Below are 20,155 nucleotides of genomic sequence, written 5' to 3' on the forward strand. Positions count from 1 at the left end.
AAGACCCCGATTTGATTTTTTTGGATGCATCTAACTTGTGAGCAATTGCCCACAAGTGGTGCTTACTAAATTTTCAGTAAAAGGGTATTCGGAGCTTTCCGAAAAAGGTATTGGCGTATTCTCAATACCCACCGTTGATAGATTTATCATCCGACGAAATTCGTCGCACGTCAGGTTCGTCCGAAATACGGACAGACCCCGGTAATTATTTACCGACCGTTCAGTGTCGGATTATCGGATAGTGACCAGCTGAAATTCAAGCACGTTTCTAGCACGTCCCCCGATGGGGGTTGTGTGAAAGTTTCAAAATCTGGAAACATTTGACCTCCCCAGAACCGGGGAGCGCAAACCCGACACCGTGTCGCTTTTCAAATCATTCAGGCTGATTAATTTCAACCATTCGATTTGGGCGAAAGGTTGGGTCGGACATCGGGCTGGATCAAGTGTCACGAGGAATTTCGACGTAGTGACACTTTGGTGACACGAACAGTAAGGTGAGCGAAATATCTCGATTTAATTTCAAGTTAAGCGATTGATTTTATTTGGTTTTTAGTGGTGCCGCTTAGCAGACTCGAACTGCTGACCCCATCATTACGAATGATGTGCTCTACCAACTGAGCTAAAGCGGCCCGGAACAAAGGTTCCCGTGTCCAGAAGGACTATCAGCCAATTGTGACTGAACGTTGCGCTGATAACTAAAAGCGGGAAGGAAAGCAAGGTCCAAAACGCACGTTCTGTATGTTTGTCTCAGACCTTCTTTAAAGATGGAGGTCTCAATAGGCGAATCCCATTTATGCGCCTCCACAGATGTGGTTGCGCGCTGAGGTATATTCAGATGCGAGACGCTCAACCAGCTCTGACACAGGCGCAACTTCTTTAATTACGCCAATTCCCTGTCCGCAGCCCCAGATGTCTTTCCAGGCTTTTGCGCCTTCCTGTTGTGCTTTATCGAAGTCCATTTTCGTTGGGTCGGCCTGAGGCAGATTTTCCGGATCAAGGCCAGAATTTGCGATTGATGGCTTGAGGTAATTGCCGGCAATGCCAGTGAAGTAGTTCGAGTAAACGATGTCGGACGAATTCGATTCCACGATCATTTGTTTGTAAGCGTCTGATGCGCGGGCCTCTGTCGTCGCGATAAAAGGAGAGCCAATATAGGCGAGGTCTGCGCCCATGGCTTGTGCTGCGAGAATTGCACCGCCATTGGCGATCGCACCAGAAAGCAGCAGTGGACCATCAAACCATTCGCGGATTTCCTGAATAAGCGCAAAGGGTGAAAGTAGACCCGCATGGCCACCAGCGCCTGCTGCAACGGCGATGAGGCCATCGGCACCCTTGCGGATGGCTGAATTGGCGTGGCGGTTGTTGATAACGTCATGGAGTACGATGCCGCCATAGGAGTGGATCGCGGCGTTGACTTCAGGTACGGCTCCCAGAGAGGAGATAACGATTGGCACTTTGTATTTCACACAGAGGCTAAGATCGTGCTCGAGCCGTTTGTTTGAGCGGTGAACAATCTGATTAACGGCAAACGGTGCAGCTGGGCGATCGGGGTTGGCGGCATTATACGCGGCCAGACTTTCTGTAATTTCAGACAGCCATTCGTCAAGCTGCGCTTCCGGACGTGCGTTCAGGGCAGGAAATGAGCCGACAATGCCCGCTTTGCATTGTGCCAGCACCAGAGCCGGATTGGAGATGATAAACAGAGGCGCTCCTACAACAGGAATGCGCAGTTTGTTTTTCAAAATTTCCGGCAATGCCATTTTATCCTCCAAAAATTGACGTTTGCGTAAACGTAATATTTCTAACACGGTTGACGCTTACCGCAAGGTGAAAATATTTAGAGAGGTAGTGGGTCACAGCGAGGCGGTTTCGATGTGGAGTCGTATAAACTTTCGGCAATGGCTCGATGGAAAAAGAGGTATAAAGTTAATAATTGATAACTTTATCGGGCATCGCGGGTAGCCAAAATGGATGCAGAACCGCTAAATGCCTTGATTCAGTCGTTAATTTCGCTGAGGCTCATGTAGTTGGCTTTGTTTGGGGGACTCAGTCAGGGTACGAGAACCAAGAAAAACGCTGAACCGGATTATGAAAAACCGAGGAAGAACTGCCCTTTGGAAAGTATCGAGCGCGCTATAAGAAATGCATTTGCAAAGTCGGACGCGCATAGTCCGGCCGCCCGGCAGCGTATCTATGAAGCTGCATGGGGTGCGCATGAGCGTGCGCTTGTTGCTAACACCGCACTCAGCGAAGAGCAAAAAAGGCAGCGGCGCGAGAAAGTTAAAGACGCGATCTCGGAAATTGAAAATGAGTTCAAGTCCGTGCAGGCGGCTTCAACCCGTCGGGAACACTCGCTCGGTGTGCCGGAATCCATTGATCCAGTGCTTGGTGATAGCAGTGTCGAAGCCGGTCCCGCACTCGATGCAGCAGATATTCGTACCGATTCTAAAAAGAAAAAGCGCGGTTCGGCCCGGTCTGGTACCGCATCTGATTATGATGCTGGTGTTTCGCGCAAAGACCGCAAGAAGACGCGCAGCTCGCCACTCATCAGCGTTGGCATCCCAGTACTGGTTATTGTTGTGCTAGGGCTTATCGGGTTTTCACTTTATAATAGCTTTGCCGATTTCACGCGTGGAAATGGTTCAAGCCCGCTTCTCACAGAGAACAATATGGCTCCGATCAAGGAAGGTGAGGATCCTGAAGGCCGTAACTGGATCAATATTTTCACACCTACTGATGCTACACGTATGTCTGTACAAGGAGGAGCCAAAGCTGACATCATGCGCGAAGGCACAAACAGCTTTGTTCGGGTGCAGTCAAACGGCGTAAATGATACTGTGACATTTGATGTCGGTGAAGGCGTGCTTAATCAGCTTGCTGGTAAGAAGGCTACCTTCGATATTGTTGCCCGTAGCGACGATGGCAAAACCACGCAAATGTCGGTCAATTGCGATTTTGCGGGTCTTGGTGATTGTGGTCGCAGGCGCTATGACGTTCGCGATTCTGTAGGAGATTTCCTGTTTGATCAGGAGTTTCAGGCAGGACAGGCTGCGGGACGCGCAGGCAAGATTACGATCAATTCCGATCTGAGCAGTTCCGGCAAGGCTGTCGATATATTTGCAATCCGCGTGACGACTGCGGCTGTGGAATAATCAACTCAAGAGCTTTTCCAGCGTTTCTAGCCGGTCCGCTTCGCGGGGTGGCTTATCCCAGCGCAGGCGCGAGAAGCGCGGAAAGCGCATGGCAACACCGGACTTGTGTCGGGTAGACCGGTTAAGCCCTTCAAAGGCGACCTCCACCACAAGGCCATGGTTTTGCTCCGCGCGCACAGAACGCACAGGTCCAAAACGTTCAATGGTGTTTTCACGGACAAATTTGTCGAGCAGTTTCAGCTCTTCGTCTGTGAAGCCGAAATAGGCCTTGCCAACTGGTACAAGAACGGGTGTGTCTTCGGGGCCGGTCCACACAGCGAAGGTGAAATCGGAATAATAGCTGGAACGCTTGCCGTGCCCGCGCTGCGCATAGACCACCACGGCATCGATGGTGAACGGATCACGCTTCCATTTGAACCATGGGCCTTTGGGGCGTCCGGGTACATATGTGCTATCATGCCGTTTAAGCATAAGGCCTTCAATAACCGGATGCGGAGGGTTGAGGCGCAGTTTCGCGAGTTCGCTGAAATCCGAAAATTCAAGCACGGGTGAGAGATCAAACCGGCGCTTATCGAGCTTGTCTACGAATTGAGTGAGCCTCGAACGTCGTTCGGCAAAAGGCAGAGCGCGTAAATCTTCGCCTGATTGTTGCGTGCCATCCTGCAAAAGATCATAGGCACGGATGAAAGCCGGATATTCGTGCAACTGTTTTGCCGTCACCGTTTTGCGATTAAGCCGCTGTTGCAAATCGGAAAATGTTGCGGTGTCAATGCCGGTTTCGCCATGGTGCCCCACCAGCAATTCGCCATCTATGGCACCGTCGAAATCCATCGCTTCAAGTACATCGGGAAAAGTGCCAGAAATATCATCGCCGGTGCGCGAATAAAGCCGCCGCACGCCGTTTTCGGATACTGCCTGCACGCGAATACCGTCCCATTTCCACTCTGCACTATAGGCAGATGGATCAAGAGAGGGTATCTCGGCTTCATCCAGTGCAGTCGCCAGCATCACAGGTCTGAACGGTGCATCGGCAGTGGCCGCAGGCTTTGGAGCTTTGCCTTCAAGCCAGTCGAACAGTGCGGTGTAAGGCTGAACCTGACCGTGCCACAGTTCTTCGATTTCAACCACGTCTACGTTGCCTAAGTTCGCTAGCGCCTGCTTTGCAAGGCGTGATGAAACACCAATGCGCAAGCCGCCTGTTACAAGTTTCAGAAGGGCATAACGTTCGGAAATACCCAGCACATCAAGCCAACTCGCAATGAGCAGCGGACCTTCGCGACGCGAAGCATTCTGCAATTCGCGCACAACCACGCTGAGCGGCAGATTGGCTCCCACTGGCGTTTCATTTGGGCCGGGCCAGATCAGCGAGATCGTTTCGGCAAGATCGCCGACATAATCGTAGGAATAGGCAAAAAGCATCGGATCGCTGCGATCAGTCATAAGCGCACGCAGCATTGCGGGTTTGACGCTTTGCAATTCGAGATCGCGCGTGATGGCGGCCAGCGCCAGCCCACGGTCTGGATCGGGCGTGGTGCGGAAATAATCGACCAACAGGCGCAATTTTCCATTGCGTTGCGGAGTAAGGACAAGGCGGTCGAGAAGTTCAGCGAAAGCGCGCATCAGTCTCCCTCGTCCTCATAGCCGATAAGATGGAGCGGGCGTGCAGGAATGTTCTGCAATTCGCACCAGCGAACCAATGCTTCTTCACGCCCATGCGTCACCCAGACCTCGGCGGGTTTTATCTCGCTGATGGTGGCGGTGAGCTCATCCCAGTCGCAATGATCGGAAATGATCAGGGGCAATTCCACGCCACGCTGCTTTGCACGTTGACGGATGCGCATCCAGCCCGACGCAAATGCTGGCAGAGGATCAGGAAAGCGTCGTGCCCAGCGATCAGCCAACGCAGAGGGCGGACCAACGACGATCTTTCCAGCAAAATCGGGCGCTACTTCACCCCGTTCAAGCGTCGCAGGTTCCAGTTTGCCGAGATCTATGCCCTGAGATTGATAATAATCGCAGAGTTTTTGCAGGCTACCATGGATATAGATCGGTTCATCATAACCTGCATTGCGGATGAGTTTTATAACGCGCTGTGCCTTACCAAGGGAATAGGCCCCGACCAGATGCGCCCGCTCAGGAAATTGTTTGAGCGATTTAAGCAGTGTCTCGATTTCGTGCGCTGCTTCAGGATGCCGAAAAACTGGAAGAGCAAATGTTGCTTCAGTGATGAATACGTCGCAAGCGACGGGCTCAAAAGGTGAGCAAGTCGGATCGGATGCGCGTTTATAGTCCCCCGATGCCACAATACGCGTGCCGTTTTGCTCGACGGCAATCTGCGCTGAACCGAGTACGTGCCCCGCAGGGTGAAAGCTGACTGTGACGCCGTTAACATTAAGCACGTCGCCAAAATCGGCATGCTGGGAACTGCCCGCAAAATCCGCACCATAGCGGATCGCCATGATGTCGAGTGTTTGCCGGGTCGCAAGCACGTGGGTGTGACCAGCGCGTGCGTGATCAGAATGACCGTGTGTAATAAGCGCGCGATCAACTGGCCGTACCGGATCGATATAAAAATCGCCGGGCGGGCAGTAAAGGCCTTTGGGTGTGGAGTGCAGAAGCTCGTTGAAGCGCATAGATGGTTAGATAGGTCAGCACCTTCGCGCTGGAAAGAGCCCATAAAAATACTCCTGATAAAATGAGAACAAAAGTGAACAAACATCTTGGCGGAAAGACTTGGGAGCACTAGATTGGTGGGGTGACGCTGAACCGGACCCCGACCACACCGACGGAAGCCTTTGATCTGCCAGACCGTTTTATCAAATGGTTTGCACAGAAGGGCTGGTCGCCGCGCGCTCATCAGCTGGAGCTGCTTTCACGTGCCGAACAGGGGCAATCCACGCTGCTGATCGCACCGACGGGTGCTGGCAAAACACTGGCTGGTTTTCTGCCTGCGCTGGTCGATCTGGAGCAACGGGGCAGAAAAAAGCCGGGCATGGCAAAACAAGGCGTGCATACGCTTTATATATCGCCGCTTAAGGCGCTGGCGGTCGATATTCATCGTAATCTCACTATCCCGGTCGAGGAGATGGGCCTCGATATTACGATTGAGACCCGCACTGGCGATACGCCTGCACATAAGCGTCAGCGGCAAAAACTGGCACCACCTGATATTCTGCTCACCACGCCGGAACAGCTTGCTTTGCTGATCGCCTCCAAAGGGGCGGAGCAGTTTTTCAAAGGCTTGCGTTATGTGGTGCTGGATGAGCTGCACTCTCTGGTCATTTCCAAACGTGGTCATCTGCTCGCTCTGGGTCTTGCGCGTCTGCGCCGTTTGCAACCACAACTCCAAACAATCGGATTGTCCGCAACTGTCGCGCAGCCTGACGAATTGCGTCGCTGGCTGGTCGAACAGGATGGAACGGAACCGAAATCTGGTCTCGTGACTGTTGATGGCGGTGCGAAACCAGAGATTACCATTCTCGATTCCGAAGAGCGCGTGCCATGGGCGGGGCATTCCTCGCGCTATGCGATCCCGGATATTTATGAGGCGGTCCGCGCCCATCGCACGACGCTGCTGTTCGTCAACACGCGCAGTCAGGCGGAGATGCTGTTTCAGGAACTTTGGCGCGTCAATGAGGATACGCTGCCGATTGCGCTGCATCATGGTTCACTCGATGCCAGTCAGCGCCGCAAGGTCGAACAGGCTATGGCAGCCAACACATTGCGCGCCGTGGTCGCGACTTCAACGCTTGATCTTGGCATCGACTGGGGCGATGTCGATCTGGTCATTCATGTCGGTGCGCCAAAGGGTGCCAGCCGTCTTGCGCAACGTATCGGTCGTGCCAATCATCGTATGGATGAGCCCAGCCGCGCCATTCTTGTGCCTGCTAATCGTTTTGAGGTGATGGAGTGTCGCGCTGCACTTGATGCGAATTATATCGGTGCGCAGGATACGCCGCCATTGATCGATGGTGCGCTGGATGTGTTGGCGCAGCATGTGTTGGGCATGGCTTGTGCCGAGCCTTTCAATGCCGATCAGCTTTATCGGGAAGTGCAAAGCGCTGCGCCCTATTCAACACTCACGCGCGAAATTTTTGATAAAATTCTCGATTTTGTGTCAACCGGCGGCTATGCTCTTAAAACCTATGAGCGCTTTGCCAAAATCCGCAAGACTGTCGATGGCACATGGCGGGTTTCAAATCCGCGCATTGCGCAGCAATATCGCCTCAACATTGGCACGATTGTTGAAGCGCCGGAGCTGAATGTGAGGCTTACGCGCAGCGGTAAGGGAGCCAATGCGAGAGGTGGCCGCGTTCTGGGCCGGATCGAGGAATATTTTCTCGAAACACTCACGCCGGGCGACACATTTCTCTTTGCAGGAAAAGTGCTGCGGTTTGAAGGCATTCGTGAAAATGAATGCATGGCCTCCAACGCTGCGGGACAAGATGCTAAAATCCCGGTCTATGCTGGCGGTAAATTCCCGCTTTCGACCTATCTCGCCTCTCAGGTGCGTGCGATGCTGGCAGACCGTTCGCGCTGGCAGTTTCTGCCCGAACAAGTGCGGGAATGGCTGGAAGTACAGGCGTTCAAGTCCGTTCTGCCGCGTACAGATGAATTGCTTATCGAGACTTTCCCCAAAGGCGGACGGTTTTATATGGTCGCCTATCCTTTTGAGGGCAGGCTTGCGCATCAGACGCTTGGTATGCTGCTGACCCGGCGTCTGGAGCGTATGGGCGCGCATCCGCTGGGCTTTGTCGCGACCGATTATTCGCTGGGGCTTTGGGGTCTTAAAGACATGGGCGCGATGATTGGCGCGGGCAAACTCAATCTGACGCGTCTGTTTGATGAGGACATGCTGGGCGATGATCTCGAAGCATGGCTTGATGAAAGTTATCTTCTCAAACGAACTTTCCGCAATTGTGCCGTGATTTCCGGGCTTATCGAGCGGCGTCATCCGGGACTGGAGAAAACGGGCCGTCAGGTGACGGTTTCCACCGATCTGATTTATGACGTGCTGCGCACGCATGAACCAGATCATATTTTGTTGCAGGCAACGCGCGCCGATGCTGCGACCGGTCTTTTAGACATTAAACGTTTGGGTGATATGCTGGCGCGAGTGAAGGGGCATCTCTTGCATAAACCGCTCGACCGAATTTCACCACTGGCGTTGCCGGTGATGCTTGAAATCGGACGTGAACGCGTGGCCGGTGAGGGTGATGATATGCTGCTTGAAGAGGCAGCGGATGAACTGATCAGAGAAGCGATAGAATGACCGCAGTTTGGGGAAACGGTGAGGCTTACAGTCTCGCGCATGGTGAGGTGCGTGGGGTCGCGACCATTTATGATCCTTGTGGCGCGCTGTATTTGCCGGACCTTCATATGCTGGTTGTATCGGATCTGCATCTCGAAAAAGGCTCGTCGTTTGCCCGGCGAGGTCAGCTTATTCCGCCTTATGATACCGCTGTGACCCTTGATATGCTGGCATCTGTAATTGCGCGTTATCAGCCGCGCACGGTGATCAGTCTGGGGGACAGTTTTCATGATGCGAAAGCCAGTGAACGCCTGCCTTCACTTTATGCAATCCGTCTCAAATCACTGATAGAGCATCGTGACTGGTTCTGGATTACGGGTAATCATGATCCTGACCGTCCGGTTGATCTGCCCGGCGATTGTGTTGAGGAACTGGCAATCGGACCGCTTACATTCCGACATGAGCCATCGCGTATAAATTCGCAAGGAGAGGTGGCAGGCCATCTTCATCCGGCAGCGAGGATTGTACGACGCGGGCGCTCGGTGCGGCGCCCATGTTTTGCAAGCGACGGTGAACGGCTGATTATGCCGGCGTTTGGTGCATATACCGGCGCGCTCAATGTGCTGGATCGGGCATTTCGTGGGCTGTTTATGGATACAACGCTGCGCGCTTACATGCTGGGGCAGGGTAAGATCTACCCGATTGCACATGCGGCGCTGGTCGGAGGTTAATCGCGTTTGAACAGAATGCGGCCTGCCCATCCGGTGAAGACGGCGAGAAACACAGCAAACAAACCGTAATAGAAGCTATATTTATGTGCCGCATCATAAATGCTTTGCTCGACACCGGCTTTTACGATTTCAAGGCTTGCATTGGCTTCGCGCAAGAAAACACCGTTGCGGAACAGCAGTGCGCGTGCGCGATGACGTCCAACCGGCACATTGGCTGAAAGGTTCAGCGTTGCGCGAAACAGAGTGCGTGAGAGAAACTCAACGCCACCGATACGTTGGCTGTATAGTCCTTGCCGGATTTTCATCTCGCGCAATTCATTGCCAAATTTTGGAATGTTGCCTGACAGACTGGCGGGGTCTTCCGGGCGCAGATAAAAATTGCGGACACCAACGGACAGCTGACGATAGAGCTTATCGTCAGCAATATCCTGCAAGTTACGCGTTGATGCGAGCGAATAGGATAGCGGTACATTGAGAAATGTTTCGGAATCCGCATTCACCCACACACCGAGATAACGTTCTTTCTTACGCACCACCAGATCGCGCGACGGGCCTTGTAGCACGACGATAATATCGTAGCGTCCGCGGCGAAGGATTGTAGGATCCGCGTTGTCGAGAGCACCGAAGATCGTCAGATCGGTGCCTCCGAAATTGGAAGTGATTGCGATTGTTTCGGTTGAAAGGCCGATTTCGATTGTTTCTTCAGCCGGATTTTGAAGCTGTGGAACGCCATTGCCGTCGCCGTTTGAATTGATTTGCGCGGATGCGGGTATTGCAGCAAGGCCGGATAATAGCGTGGATATGAGTGCGAATTTCCGCATGTCACATATCCGCTATTGATATCGAGAACAGATTATCAGGCCGCACAAACAGGCCAAATGCAAGACGCAGACCAACGGCGAGGACGAGTAGCGCCAACAGTAGGCGTAATTGTTCACCGCGCAGCTTTTGCCCGGCACGCGCGCCATATTGCGCGCCGATCACGCCGCCGAGCATCAGCAGAAACGCCAGCACTATGTCGATTGACTGGTTTGTCGTCGCCTGCATCACTGTGGTGAAAGCTGTAACGAAAGTAATCTGAAATAGCGACGTACCGACAACCACATTCGTTGGCACATGGAGCAGATAGATCAGCGCGGGCACCATGATGAAGCCGCCACCGACACCCATCACTGATGATAACAGGCCGATGAAGAAGCCAATGGCGAGCACAGGTATGATGCTGACATAAATTGTCGAAGCACGGAACCGCATCTTGAAGGGCAGTTTGTGGATCCACGTATGCTGACCGGGGCGGCGGATTGCGCCCGCCTGTCCCTTTTTTACGCGTCGAAGTGCGCGAAAGCTTTCAACCAGCATTAGTCCGCCGACAGTGCCGAGAAAGAAGACGTAAAGGATCGAAACGATAAGATCGAGCTGTCCCAGATCACGCAGCCACGAGAAAACAAAGATACCGAGCAGTGATCCTAAGATACCGCCCGCAACAAGAAACAGCCCGAGCTTGATGTCGAGCGTTCGCCGTTTGAAGTGGGCAAGTGCGCCTGAAACCGACGAAGCGATGACCTGATTGGCGCCTGTTGCAACGGCAATTGCGGGTGGAATGTTGTAAAAGATCAGCAGCGGCGTGATGAGGAATCCGCCGCCGACACCGAACAAACCGGAAAGAAAACCAACAGCGGCACCCATGCCAAGCAGAACCAGCATGTTGACCGACAATTCCGCAATGGGAAGGTAAATACCCAATTCCGAACCCGGTTTTAAAACGCACAACACGCAGCCCTATGCGGTCGCGCGGTGCCGCAAGGTCTGTTTTAAATTCGCTAAAACCCGTTTTCGTAGAAATCTATGAGAACGTGGTTCTAACAATTTGATTTGGCGTGCATGTTAGCTGAAAATCATCACAGAAAATGCACTCTATGGGTTTGCTCTTTCGACGTTGTGAAGTCAAACGCCGATTGCAAATAGAGTTACTTTGAAGTGACATGACCAAAGAAAATAGAACTTTGTTGTTTGTGGACAACAATATGCAATCTTTAACTACCCCAAACTGTCCGTTATTCGGTTCCGCTTTGACGGTTGCTGATCACGATTTGAATGCCATCTTTTGGTGTGATCGCCGAGTGTGCTGATGATGGGTAAAATTGCGCTTTGATCGCAATCGGTTCCGACATTTTGTTGTCGATCAGGCTGCCACCTTTAATGACATAAAGGAACGCGTTGGTAAGGCTTGCGCTGTAATTTCCTGCGAATTTGCTACCGGATGTGAAGCCAAACGATGTTGCGACATCGCAGTAGTAGTCACCGTTGGTAATAAGCCATTCATCGGTGGGGCTTGATCGCGTCAACGACGTTTTCTTACCGTCTGGGGTGACGAAATTGAGATTAAACGACAAAGCCATATGAATGTTTTTTAGTTCTGAGCTTCCAGAAAGAATTTTGAATAAGGATTTATACGGCTGAACATCGTCTGCTGGAATGAGTTGCCCCTTGATCGATGAAATTTCAAAGTCGATGGCATCGCCTTGAAACCCCTTAATGTCCTTGTCGAGAGCAAGGGGTATTTTTGCAATAATGCCATTTTCCATTTCATTATTTACATATAGCAGCATGAATCTTCCCCTTGTTATTCTTTTAATATTATTCCGTATCGAGAGGATTCAACCTGTTACTTATGGCAACGAGTAACGACCAGAATTAAATCATTTTTTCGCTTTTTATAGCGCTAATATTCTAATATATCCGTTCATTCGTAAAACACGATTAGAGCGGGAAGCGATAAGCTATTATGAAATATGTGGTTCTGGCGCTGACGACATTTCTTCCACTGCCAGCAATGGCCAATTGCATTCCGCCGTGGCAGACGCAATTTGCCTGCAATATTCCAGATCGCGATGCGCGTGTCGAATTTTGTCGTATCGCGGACCCAAAAGCGCATCCCGATAAGAAAGAAGCCTATTACAATTATGTAACTGGAACCAAACCGTCCGAACTCTATTTTGAAACTAACTCGACGTGGTTTTCGACCAAAGACACCAATGTCGATCATCCGACCGATATGACTATGGCTTTGGGTTATGCGCGCGGTGAATATGTTTATGCTTTTGTAGTGACGGAAGATAAGCGTCTCGGTGGTGCTATACGAGACGCAGAAGTGCGCGTCTATTCGTCGACAGAAAAGTTTTCGAACGACACCAAAGACAATGAAAGTGCAAGGCTCTATTGCGATGCGAAATCGATCATCGCCGATCAGGACAGCATCGCGCCCTGATCGAATGATTATTTGTTCTTTTCAAGCAAAAGCTGGACGAGCTGCTGGTTGACTTCGCCAGTAGGCTCCTGACCATTGGCTTTTTGAATCTCCGAGATGGCGTTACGGGTTTTGTTGCCCATCACGCCATCAGCGGTGCCAACATCATAACCATTCTTCTGGAGAATAAGCTGGATGTTGCGGACGGCCTTTTTCATATCGACTGTTGCTTGTGCAACGGGTTTGGAATCCAACCAGCTTTCAGGTGTGTCGATTGAATTGGCTTCCTGATTAAGCGGCTTTGCCTTCCAGAGTTCCACTGTGTCTTTTGCGCGCTGAAGCTGTTGCGGCTTCAGCGCCGCACCAATCTGGTCGCGCTTGTCTGCAGCATCCTTGTCGCCAGCCTTTGCAGCGAGTGCGAACCATTTATAGCTTTCTTCCAGATTGACCGGCATTCCGAGCCCCTGTGCCGCCAGAATGCCAAGATTATACTGGCTGTCTTTTACGCCGAGTTCGGCTGCATCTGTGAACCAACGAACAGCGGCGGCATTGTCGGGAGAACCACCTGCACCTGAAGCATAGAGAACGGCCAGATTGTGCATAGCCCCGGCATTGCCCTTTTGCGCTGATTGCTGATACCAATCAATGGCTTTGCCGATATTGCGGGGCATTCTGAGCCCCTTTTCATTCATGTTTCCAAGACGATAAAGCGCTGGCGCAAAATCTTTTTGGGCCGAGAGTGCGTACCATTTCGCTGCTTCAGCTTCGTTCTTTGAAACTGCAATACCTTCGAAGTAGCGGTTACCGATTTCAAAAAGCGCATGGGCATTGCCAGATTCCGCAGCCTCGCGCAGTGCTGAAGGGCCAGCATCAGCAGGCACTTCGATCGCTGTAGCTTCCATTTCCTGAGCAGGTGCTTCATCAGAAAAACTATTTTGCTCAGGTTGTAATTCCGGTTGTGGCGCAGTCGGAGTGACTGATGCTTGTGGCTCTGTATTTTGCGTTTCCGGTATGGAAAGCTGCGGCATTGGCTGAATGCTGCTCGCAGGCTTGCTTTCATTGGTAGGTGCAATGGAGGCGGTTGTGTTGTTATCGATTTCTGGTGTGCTGTCGGTAGCGGCAATCTCTGCTTGCTGATTGTTTTCAAGGAAAGCTGCTCCGACTTGCAAGCCTGCAATAGCGAGCATTACCGCTCCAATTGCCATCAGAATTGGCTTGCGCTGGCGGCCGAACAGAGCGCTGAGTGAGCTTTTCTTATTATCTTTATTTTGCTCCGTAACCAGCTCAAGTCGGCTTGCTTCTTCAGCGGCCTTCTGTGCGGCGTGACGAGCAACGCTAATCAGATCAGCTTTCTTGTTTACCTTTGTTTCTTCTTCATCTTGCTGGCCGCGTTCCTCGCGCACACGCTTCATGATCGTGTTGAGGTCAAGCACACCGTCACTGTCGGGCTGAACAGAATCCAACGATGCGCCCAAGACAGGTTCGCGCCGTGTTTTCGGCGTTAGCCGTGCAAGGGTCTCACCGCCGCCGACTGCATCGACAGCAGGGGCTTTCTGTTGCTCAACGAGTGGAGTTGCACTTTTTGGAGCAGTGTTTGATGCCACAGAATAAGGGTTTGCAACAGGCTTTGGCTTTGCTGCAAGCGATGAAGCATTGGGGCGTATATCGATTTGCCGCTCAAGATTGGTGAGCCGATCAACCACTTTTATAAGTGTTTCGTGGACAGCTTCAAATGTTTTGCTGTTTCGCTCATCTGCATTGCGTGCAAGCGTTTCAAGTGACTTCATATCATTTGCGAGCTGAAGTGCTATTGTTGTGTCTTGTTGCGTGCCATGTTTCAAAACACGCGCAATGGCTGTTTCAGCGGCTTCGCGCGCGGCATCCAGAAATGTTTCGCGACTGTCGAGGATTGAACGCTCTATGGTATCAAGTCGCGGTTTCAATTCCGCAAATTCTGCAGACGGCTTTGCCAGTTGTCGCGCCAAATTCGCGATCTGATTTTCTAGCCCGCGAATTGCTTCGCTTTCTGCCACAGCGATTTCGCTCAATGGTGGAGTTTGTAAAAGGCTCAGCGAAATTTGTTGTGAGATGTCATCAAGACGGCCTTCAAGCGTATGGAGTAAGCCGCTTTCTGCATAGTGGCTTGCATATTGTGCATCCAGACGCTTCGTTAATTCTTTGAATTTGTTATCTATCTTCTCGAGCAGGGCAGGGTTCGGTTCAGCTGACCATTTCTCGGCAGCTTCTAACTTCTGGCCAATTGCTTCAAGTCGTGACTCGATAATATGATAATCAGGCTGGCTCAGGTTTTCCATAACCCGTCCAACTTGATGTGCCAAAAGATTGATTTGCTGTGCCAGATGCTCAATTGCCTCGTCAGGGAGGTGCGAACCTTCACTTAAAGCATCAATACGCTGCGATAACTCACCAAGGCGACGGAAAAGCGTATCAGCATTCTGGTCTGCCACAGAGTTATCAAGCTGCTGCGTGAGTTCGGTCAGACGGGCTTCTATACGCTCCATACGAAGCGCTTCTTCGTGATCTGATTGCTGGCGCTGATTAGCGGCAATAACTGCGCGGCTGATTTCATCCAGTCGGCTGTCCATCTGTCGAAGAAGACCAGCGTCAAAAGCTGGTGAGCGCTGTTCCTCACGGCTGTTGTATGAATGCCGCGATATAGCTGGCGATACTCGCTCTCCATATTGCCCAAAGACATCTTTTTCGCGATTTAAGCGACGGAGATGTTCAGCAATTTCTGCAATATCCTCAATGCGTCTGTCCGAAGCGTGAGGCTCGGAAAAGCGCTCTCGTACGTTCATTTCACTCGAGTTGCTGAGGCGTTTTTCTAGCTGTGCCAATGTGTTGTGCAGCTCGTCCATAGCACTCCAATTTGGTGCCGTTGACGTTACATGACGCTCACGCAGGGCGTTGAGTTCGTCGATGACGGAACGAGAACCAGAAGCCTGATGTGAGTTTGCCATATGAAATTCGCTTTTCAAAAACAGAAACCGCCAAAGTTCGAATCCACGAACAAATCGGCGCAATGATTTGCTAGGTTCAGTTTCTTACAAACGTGGTAAATAAGTGGTTAAGATTTGGTTGCAATCTTAGGATTAGGGCCTTCTGTATGAAGGCTCTGTCAGTCCTTAAGTTTCTGAAAGGTAATGCCTAATTGGTCGCTGCCGGGCTGCGTTTACGCACGGTCAAAGCCAATGTGAGAAAAGCCAAGCATGCGATGGTTACAAAAACCGGCAGGCCATGGACCAGATATTGCTGTGCAATCCCTGCAAAGAGTGGTCCGACCAGTGCTCCCACACCCCACATCAGTCCCATGCTAGCATAAATGCCGACGAGTTGCGCACCTTTAAACTGGCTTCCCACCACGCTGAGCATGATTGTGTAAATGCCAACAAATGCACCACCCCAGACAAACAGCAGCGTGTAGGTTAGCCATGGCAAAGTAAGCGCCCATGGCCAGACCGCTGCACCTGCCGCAGACAAGGCTGCGAGTACTAGCAGCAATGTTTGGCGATTAACCTTGTCTCCGAGAAAGCCGATTGGGATCTGGAGGACAATAGCACCAAACATCATAACCGACATAAGTTGTGTCGCCTGATTTTCACTCCATCCGAGATCGACAGCATATAGCGGGAGAAATGAAAGGCCGGCTGATTCAATTGCTGCATTAAGCACTGTCGCGGCAAGTGCTACGGGCGCTAATGCTAGATATTGGAGCGGGCTTCCATGCGGCTTGTCGTCAATTGGCGGTGCAGTTACTTTCGGGCTGGCAATTGCCAATGCCGCGATAATTGCAAGAGCAGAGCCAATGAAATAGGGAAGAAAACCACTCGACCCAACAAGTGAAAGGATCAAGGGTCCAAGAGCAAAACCAAGTGATAGCGCGGCAGTATATATGCCCATGGTTTTTGAGCGGTTTTCATCCGTGCTGAGTGAGTTTAACCAGGTCTCGGATACGACAAACAGTGTTTCCGATGCAGCCCCCAGCAGGATACGCAATGGAAACCACAGCCAAATCAGCGGAATAGCTGGAAACAGTCCAAGAAGTAGTGCTGCTGCGGCAAGAGCAACGATGACCAGAAGGCGCATTCCAAGCAGAGCGCTTAAGCGTGGCAACAAAAATGCCATACAAAGAACCCCGACCGCATGCATGGCTGCGTTCGCACCAATAATAGCTTCGCTATAGCCCATTTCGTCAAGATCGAGTGCGATCAGTGCAGCGCTAAGGCTATATGTCAGGCCAAATATCATCGCTGTGCTGATGACAGCAGTACGTGAGAACGTGATATTCGAAGCTAATGGTTGTTTGGTCAAGGTTATGATCCGGGGGGCATGATAAGAACTATACTTAGATATTAACCCTCAGAAGAACTCAACAATTTAAAAGCACTTATTTAGCTGTCTTGAAAATATTTTAACGATGCAATTTCTCAAAGCGCTTGATGAGCCGTTCGCGCCTTAGTCGGGACAAGCGCTGGATCCAGAAAATGCCGTTGAGTTGATCAATTTCATGTTGGTGGCAAACCGCGAGCAGTCCGTCGGATTCCTCAGTTTGGGAAACGCCGTCGAGATCCTGATAACGGATTCGAATGCGTGCGTGGCGCTCAACCTCATCTACAACTCCGGGCATCGAGACGCTGCCTTCCTGATGGCGAATAGTTTCGTCAGATGCCCAGATAATTTCTGGATTCGCATAGATGCGGGGGCCAGTTTCTTTGGACAGCTCAAGAACAACCAGCCGTTCCGCAATGCCTATATGCGGTGCCGTTATGCCAATACCAGGCGCTGCCCTCATTGTGTCAAGCAGATCGTCGGCAAGATTTCGCAGGGCTTGATCAAAGTCGATAACAGGTTTTGCGACGGTGCGCAGGCTTTGGTCTGGGTATTTGATTATATGACGAACGGGCATTTTACTCTTACTGTTCAGCTTGCTGCACGACATGCAGCACATCTTTGGGTGTCTCAAACCTCTTTATATTCTAAGATTATCATTGGGTTATATTCAAGGACAAAGAAATTGAATATCTGCATCCACAACAGGGCTGTGGCGGCGAGAAATGTATGGAAGAAATTCGATTTAGTCTTTGTGAAAGGCCGGATAAGCGCGGCGGACATAGCCCAAGTATAAGTGATGTGGGTTGTCGAGGGGGTAGTTATGTGCCTTTCAATATGGCGAGTGATCGAAGCCTAAGTTCCAGCGTCTGCAACAATATCCAGAGCGGATTACTATGACTGCCCGGAAGTCTCCGCCCAGAAAATATGGGCGGAGACCATAGCTTAAAATTGCAGGCCCGGTTTGTTGAACTCGCGTGCTATTTTGCGCTGGCGATTGCCTTCTCAAGCCTCGCCTGCACGGGCTTTGGCTTCTTGGCCGCAACAATTTGTTCGAGATTGGATGGATTCTCGCCGACAATGAGCAAAGCTACCATGCCCATGGCATAGTGCGGAGTGCATTTTACGAAATACGCGCCAGGCTCTTTGACGTTGAGGGTATAGTTTTCGTTTATCTTGCTTTTAAACGCCTCGGTACCTTCAGGGATCATGCCTTTTATCGACTCGACATTGTGGCCTTTATCGGTTGGGATAAAAGTGACGGTGTCCCCGGGATTGGCCTTAATGTAGGCAGGTTCAAAAACCATAGCGCCGTCCGCTCCTTTATTGAGCATGTGGACTTCGATATTTTCAGCCATGGCAGGAACTGCCAGCATCGCGCTAAGGGTGGCTGCGGCGAACGAAATTACAAATCTACGCATATGTCAGATCTCCATAGTGGGCGCTGACTTTCATTGTGGTTCATATGCGCCGACTTGATATCGATTTAGAACGGATCGGATCCGATATCTTTGATCAAAATCAATCAGAAGTTATTACTGGACCACAAGTGTCATATTATTGGCTGCAGTGGTTGAAAAATTTGTTGAATAACATTCAAACGCGTTATTGAGCATTTCGCCGACGGGCCTGTGACAGTCAGATTCTGTTGCTGTATGAGCAATAGCTGGTCAATAATGTGATTTATGTCTGAATAATGAAACGTGCGTTTGAAGTGCCCATGGCGAGCATAATCGCCATGGGCTGATTTAGTTCTACCCCTGCTTTGAAACAAACTCGGACATGCTCGTAATCAAGAGCATGCCGACAGTTGCTCCTGCGTCCTGAAGGCCAATGGTCTTTTCCTGAAAGGCCGCAGCCTTGCCGTGTTGAGCAACCATGGTTTTGGTTGCTTCAAGCGCGTCTTCAGCGGCCTTAGCCGCTGCTGCCAGTGCATCAACGAGCGATGCGCCGAGTATCGTTTGTCCTTCGAGCGTAATTGCAATCGGATCAAGCACATCGAGAAGTGTCTTGTCGCCAACCTTTGCCTTGCCGCGCTCGGCAATGCCATCACGGTAGGCGCGCCAGAAAGCGGCCATCTCAGGTGTTCCCAGTGCGTCAAGGCCGTCACAGGCCTTACTTGCACGCAGGAAGCCGGTTGCGGTGAGGGTGCCCATGGTTGAAGGCGCAACGCGGGCCATAGTGGTGCCAGCCGTGCGTAATAGTTTAGATATACCAGCGGCTTCGCCTTCCGCGTGAACGGCCTCTGCGGCTGCCGCAAAGGCTTTGCTCATGGTGATGCCAAGATCGCTATCGCCCACCTTGCCGTCCAGTGCGATCAAAAACTCACGCTGTTCGGCAAAAAGCTGCTTCCAGCTGTCGAAAAGATTGATCAGATCAGATGCTGTAATGACGTTCATAATCTGACCTCAACCCGCAAAATGCTTGAAGAATGGGGTGTTTGCGGAAGCGGCAACCAGTGGCTCTAGTTCTTCATCAAGATGTAGCACGGAAACTGACGCGCCAGCCATTTCCATGGACGTGGCAAACTCGCCGATCCAGACATGCTTTACCTTGACGCCACGCTCATCAAAAAGCTGCGAAACACGACGGAACATGATGTAAAGTTCTTCAAGCGGCGTGCCACCAAGACCATTGACCAGCACAGCGACTTCGTCGCCCTTGGCATAGGACTGCTCGGCGAAAATACGTTCCATCAGCTCGTCGATGACTGCATCTGCGCTGGCAAGCTTCTTGCGGCTGATGCCGGGTTCGCCATGGATGCCCATGCCGATTTCCATTTCATCTTCGCCGATGGAGAAAGTGGCGTGACCGATTTCTGGTACAACGCAGCTCGAAAGAGCGACACCCATGGTGCGGGTGCGCAGACGTGCCTTATCGGCAAGACGCGTTACTTCATCAAGCGACAGACCGTTGGCTGCAGCTGCACCGGCTGCCTTGTAGACAAAGAAGATACCGGCGACGCCGCGACGCTTGTGTTCTTCACCGACAACCGAGGATGCCACGTCATCATTGCCGACAATCTGTTTGACGGCGATGCCATCAAGATCGGCAAGTTCTGCAGCCATATCGAAATTGATGATGTCGCCGCTATAGTTGCCATAGATGTAGAGCACGCCTGCGCCCTGATCGATGGCTTTGGTGACCTGATACATCTGCTCTGAGCTTGGCGACTGGAAGACGCCGCCGACAGCTGCGCCATCTATCATGCCTTCGCCAATATAGCCGAGGAACAGCGGCAGGTGGCCGGAGCCGCCGCCTGTTGCGATGCCGACCTTGCCGGATTTGATATTGGCTGTGACCATGCAACGCTTGTCATTATCGACAAAGGTAAGCTCGGGATGGGCCCGATAGATGCCTTCGAGCATCTCATCCACGAAATTGACGGGATCGTTCAGAAACTTCTTCATGATTGCCTCTTGAG

16 protein-coding genes and 1 tRNA gene are annotated in these 20,155 nt (G+C 51.5%); 4 read left to right on the forward strand and 13 right to left on the reverse strand.

Translation table 11 applies throughout. From position 1 onward, the window contains the following. Window positions 1-553: 553 nt before the first annotated feature. Window positions 554-629: transfer RNA gene (locus tag WH356_RS16090), tRNA-Thr, on the reverse strand. A gap of 162 nt (window positions 630-791) precedes the next feature. Then, entirely contained in the window at window positions 792-1,760 is a 969-nt protein-coding gene (locus tag WH356_RS16095; protein WP_339512568.1) for an NAD(P)H-dependent flavin oxidoreductase, read from the reverse strand. Between the two features lie 354 nt (window positions 1,761-2,114). Here WH356_RS16095 and WH356_RS16100 point away from each other — a divergent pair, with 354 nt between their 5' ends. Further along, window positions 2,115-3,152 carry a hypothetical protein gene (locus tag WH356_RS16100; RefSeq protein WP_339512570.1) on the forward strand — a complete coding sequence of 346 codons (1,038 nt, stop codon included), beginning with the start codon at window positions 2,115-2,117 and terminating at the stop codon, window positions 3,150-3,152. Here WH356_RS16100 and WH356_RS16105 read toward each other — a convergent pair whose 3' ends face one another. Together WH356_RS16105 and WH356_RS16110 are read right to left on the reverse strand one after the other, a co-directional pair. Continuing rightward, window positions 3,153-4,772: a cisplatin damage response ATP-dependent DNA ligase gene (locus tag WH356_RS16105; protein ID WP_339512572.1), complete on the reverse strand. Its 1,620-nt coding sequence runs from the start codon at window positions 4,770-4,772 to the stop codon at window positions 3,153-3,155. Further along, window positions 4,772-5,785: a ligase-associated DNA damage response exonuclease gene (locus WH356_RS16110; RefSeq protein WP_339512574.1), complete on the reverse strand. Its 1,014-nt coding sequence runs from the start codon at window positions 5,783-5,785 to the stop codon at window positions 4,772-4,774. Before WH356_RS16110 ends, WH356_RS16105 begins: the two co-directional genes overlap by 1 nt. Window positions 5,786-5,907: 122 nt before the next feature. Here WH356_RS16110 and WH356_RS16115 point away from each other — a divergent pair, with 122 nt between their 5' ends. Together WH356_RS16115 and pdeM are read left to right on the forward strand one after the other, a co-directional pair. Beyond that, on the forward strand, window positions 5,908-8,424 hold the full coding sequence (locus WH356_RS16115; protein WP_339512576.1) for a ligase-associated DNA damage response DEXH box helicase: 2,517 nt from the start codon (window positions 5,908-5,910) through the stop codon (window positions 8,422-8,424). Further along, the gene (gene pdeM / locus WH356_RS16120) at window positions 8,421-9,134 is read left to right on the forward strand and encodes a ligase-associated DNA damage response endonuclease PdeM (protein ID WP_339512578.1); all 714 of its coding nucleotides are present in this window, start codon (window positions 8,421-8,423) and stop codon (window positions 9,132-9,134) included. Before WH356_RS16115 ends, pdeM begins: the two co-directional genes overlap by 4 nt. Here pdeM and WH356_RS16125 read toward each other — a convergent pair. From WH356_RS16125 to WH356_RS16135, 3 genes are all read right to left on the reverse strand, one after another. After that, window positions 9,131-9,955 (reverse strand): TIGR02186 family protein, encoded by an 825-nt coding sequence (locus WH356_RS16125; protein ID WP_339512579.1) that lies wholly within the window; start codon window positions 9,953-9,955, stop codon window positions 9,131-9,133. The two genes, pdeM and WH356_RS16125, sit on opposite strands and share 4 nt — an antisense overlap. Window position 9,956: 1 nt before the next feature. Then, complete coding sequence (locus WH356_RS16130) at window positions 9,957-10,877, reverse strand: sulfite exporter TauE/SafE family protein (protein ID WP_339512581.1); 921 nt, start codon at window positions 10,875-10,877, stop codon at window positions 9,957-9,959. 311 nt (window positions 10,878-11,188) lie between these two features. Then, window positions 11,189-11,743, reverse strand: a complete 555-nt coding sequence (locus WH356_RS16135; RefSeq protein ID WP_339512583.1) for a hypothetical protein — start codon at window positions 11,741-11,743, stop codon at window positions 11,189-11,191. 176 nt (window positions 11,744-11,919) lie between these two features. On the opposite strand from WH356_RS16135, the gene WH356_RS16140 reads away from it, so the two are divergent. Further along, a complete protein-coding gene (locus WH356_RS16140) occupies window positions 11,920-12,402 on the forward strand; it encodes a hypothetical protein (protein WP_339512585.1) in 483 nt (160 codons plus the stop codon). 8 nt (window positions 12,403-12,410) lie between these two features. Here the strand turns inward: WH356_RS16140 and WH356_RS16145 are convergent, their stop codons facing one another. The 6 genes from WH356_RS16145 to WH356_RS16175 form a co-directional block, all read right to left on the reverse strand. Next, the gene (locus WH356_RS16145) at window positions 12,411-15,362 is read right to left on the reverse strand and encodes a peptidoglycan-binding protein (protein ID WP_339512587.1); all 2,952 of its coding nucleotides are present in this window, start codon (window positions 15,360-15,362) and stop codon (window positions 12,411-12,413) included. A 187-nt stretch (window positions 15,363-15,549) separates the two neighbouring features. Continuing rightward, window positions 15,550-16,713: an MFS transporter gene (locus tag WH356_RS16150; RefSeq protein ID WP_339512589.1), complete on the reverse strand. Its 1,164-nt coding sequence runs from the start codon at window positions 16,711-16,713 to the stop codon at window positions 15,550-15,552. 100 nt (window positions 16,714-16,813) lie between these two features. Beyond that, a complete protein-coding gene (locus WH356_RS16155; protein WP_339512591.1) occupies window positions 16,814-17,308 on the reverse strand; it encodes a peptide deformylase in 495 nt (164 codons plus the stop codon). 403 nt (window positions 17,309-17,711) lie between these two features. After that, window positions 17,712-18,152 carry a pseudoazurin gene (locus WH356_RS16165; protein WP_339512593.1) on the reverse strand — a complete coding sequence of 147 codons (441 nt, stop codon included), beginning with the start codon at window positions 18,150-18,152 and terminating at the stop codon, window positions 17,712-17,714. A gap of 333 nt (window positions 18,153-18,485) precedes the next feature. Then, window positions 18,486-19,130: a dihydroxyacetone kinase family protein gene (locus WH356_RS16170; RefSeq protein WP_339512595.1), complete on the reverse strand. Its 645-nt coding sequence runs from the start codon at window positions 19,128-19,130 to the stop codon at window positions 18,486-18,488. A 9-nt stretch (window positions 19,131-19,139) separates the two neighbouring features. Further along, window positions 19,140-20,141 carry a dihydroxyacetone kinase subunit DhaK gene (locus tag WH356_RS16175; protein WP_339512597.1) on the reverse strand — a complete coding sequence of 334 codons (1,002 nt, stop codon included), beginning with the start codon at window positions 20,139-20,141 and terminating at the stop codon, window positions 19,140-19,142. Window positions 20,142-20,155: the final 14 nt, after the last annotated feature.

Origin of the sequence: Ochrobactrum sp. MYb379, from assembly GCF_037479515.1 — a bacterium.
Classification (GTDB): Bacteria; Pseudomonadota; Alphaproteobacteria; order Rhizobiales; family Rhizobiaceae; genus Brucella.

Excerpts from the sequence above, each read along its gene's own strand:
- WH356_RS16095 (WP_339512568.1), bottom strand. The coding sequence starts at position 1,760 with ATGGCATTGCCGGAAATTTTGAAAAACAAACTGCGCATTCCTGTTGTA.
- WH356_RS16105 (WP_339512572.1), bottom strand. The coding sequence starts at position 4,772 with ATGCGCGCTTTCGCTGAACTTCTCGACCGCCTTGTCCTTACTCCGCAA.
- WH356_RS16110 (WP_339512574.1), bottom strand. The coding sequence starts at position 5,785 with ATGCGCTTCAACGAGCTTCTGCACTCCACACCCAAAGGCCTTTACTGC.
- pdeM (WP_339512578.1), top strand. The coding sequence starts at position 8,421 with ATGACCGCAGTTTGGGGAAACGGTGAGGCTTACAGTCTCGCGCATGGT.
- WH356_RS16125 (WP_339512579.1), bottom strand. The coding sequence starts at position 9,955 with ATGCGGAAATTCGCACTCATATCCACGCTATTATCCGGCCTTGCTGCA.
- WH356_RS16135 (WP_339512583.1), bottom strand. The coding sequence starts at position 11,743 with ATGCTGCTATATGTAAATAATGAAATGGAAAATGGCATTATTGCAAAA.
- WH356_RS16140 (WP_339512585.1), top strand. The coding sequence starts at position 11,920 with ATGAAATATGTGGTTCTGGCGCTGACGACATTTCTTCCACTGCCAGCA.
- WH356_RS16145 (WP_339512587.1), bottom strand. The coding sequence starts at position 15,362 with ATGGCAAACTCACATCAGGCTTCTGGTTCTCGTTCCGTCATCGACGAA.
- WH356_RS16155 (WP_339512591.1), bottom strand. The coding sequence starts at position 17,308 with ATGCCCGTTCGTCATATAATCAAATACCCAGACCAAAGCCTGCGCACC.
- WH356_RS16165 (WP_339512593.1), bottom strand. The coding sequence starts at position 18,152 with ATGCGTAGATTTGTAATTTCGTTCGCCGCAGCCACCCTTAGCGCGATG.
- WH356_RS16170 (WP_339512595.1), bottom strand. The coding sequence starts at position 19,130 with ATGAACGTCATTACAGCATCTGATCTGATCAATCTTTTCGACAGCTGG.
- WH356_RS16175 (WP_339512597.1), bottom strand. The coding sequence starts at position 20,141 with ATGAAGAAGTTTCTGAACGATCCCGTCAATTTCGTGGATGAGATGCTC.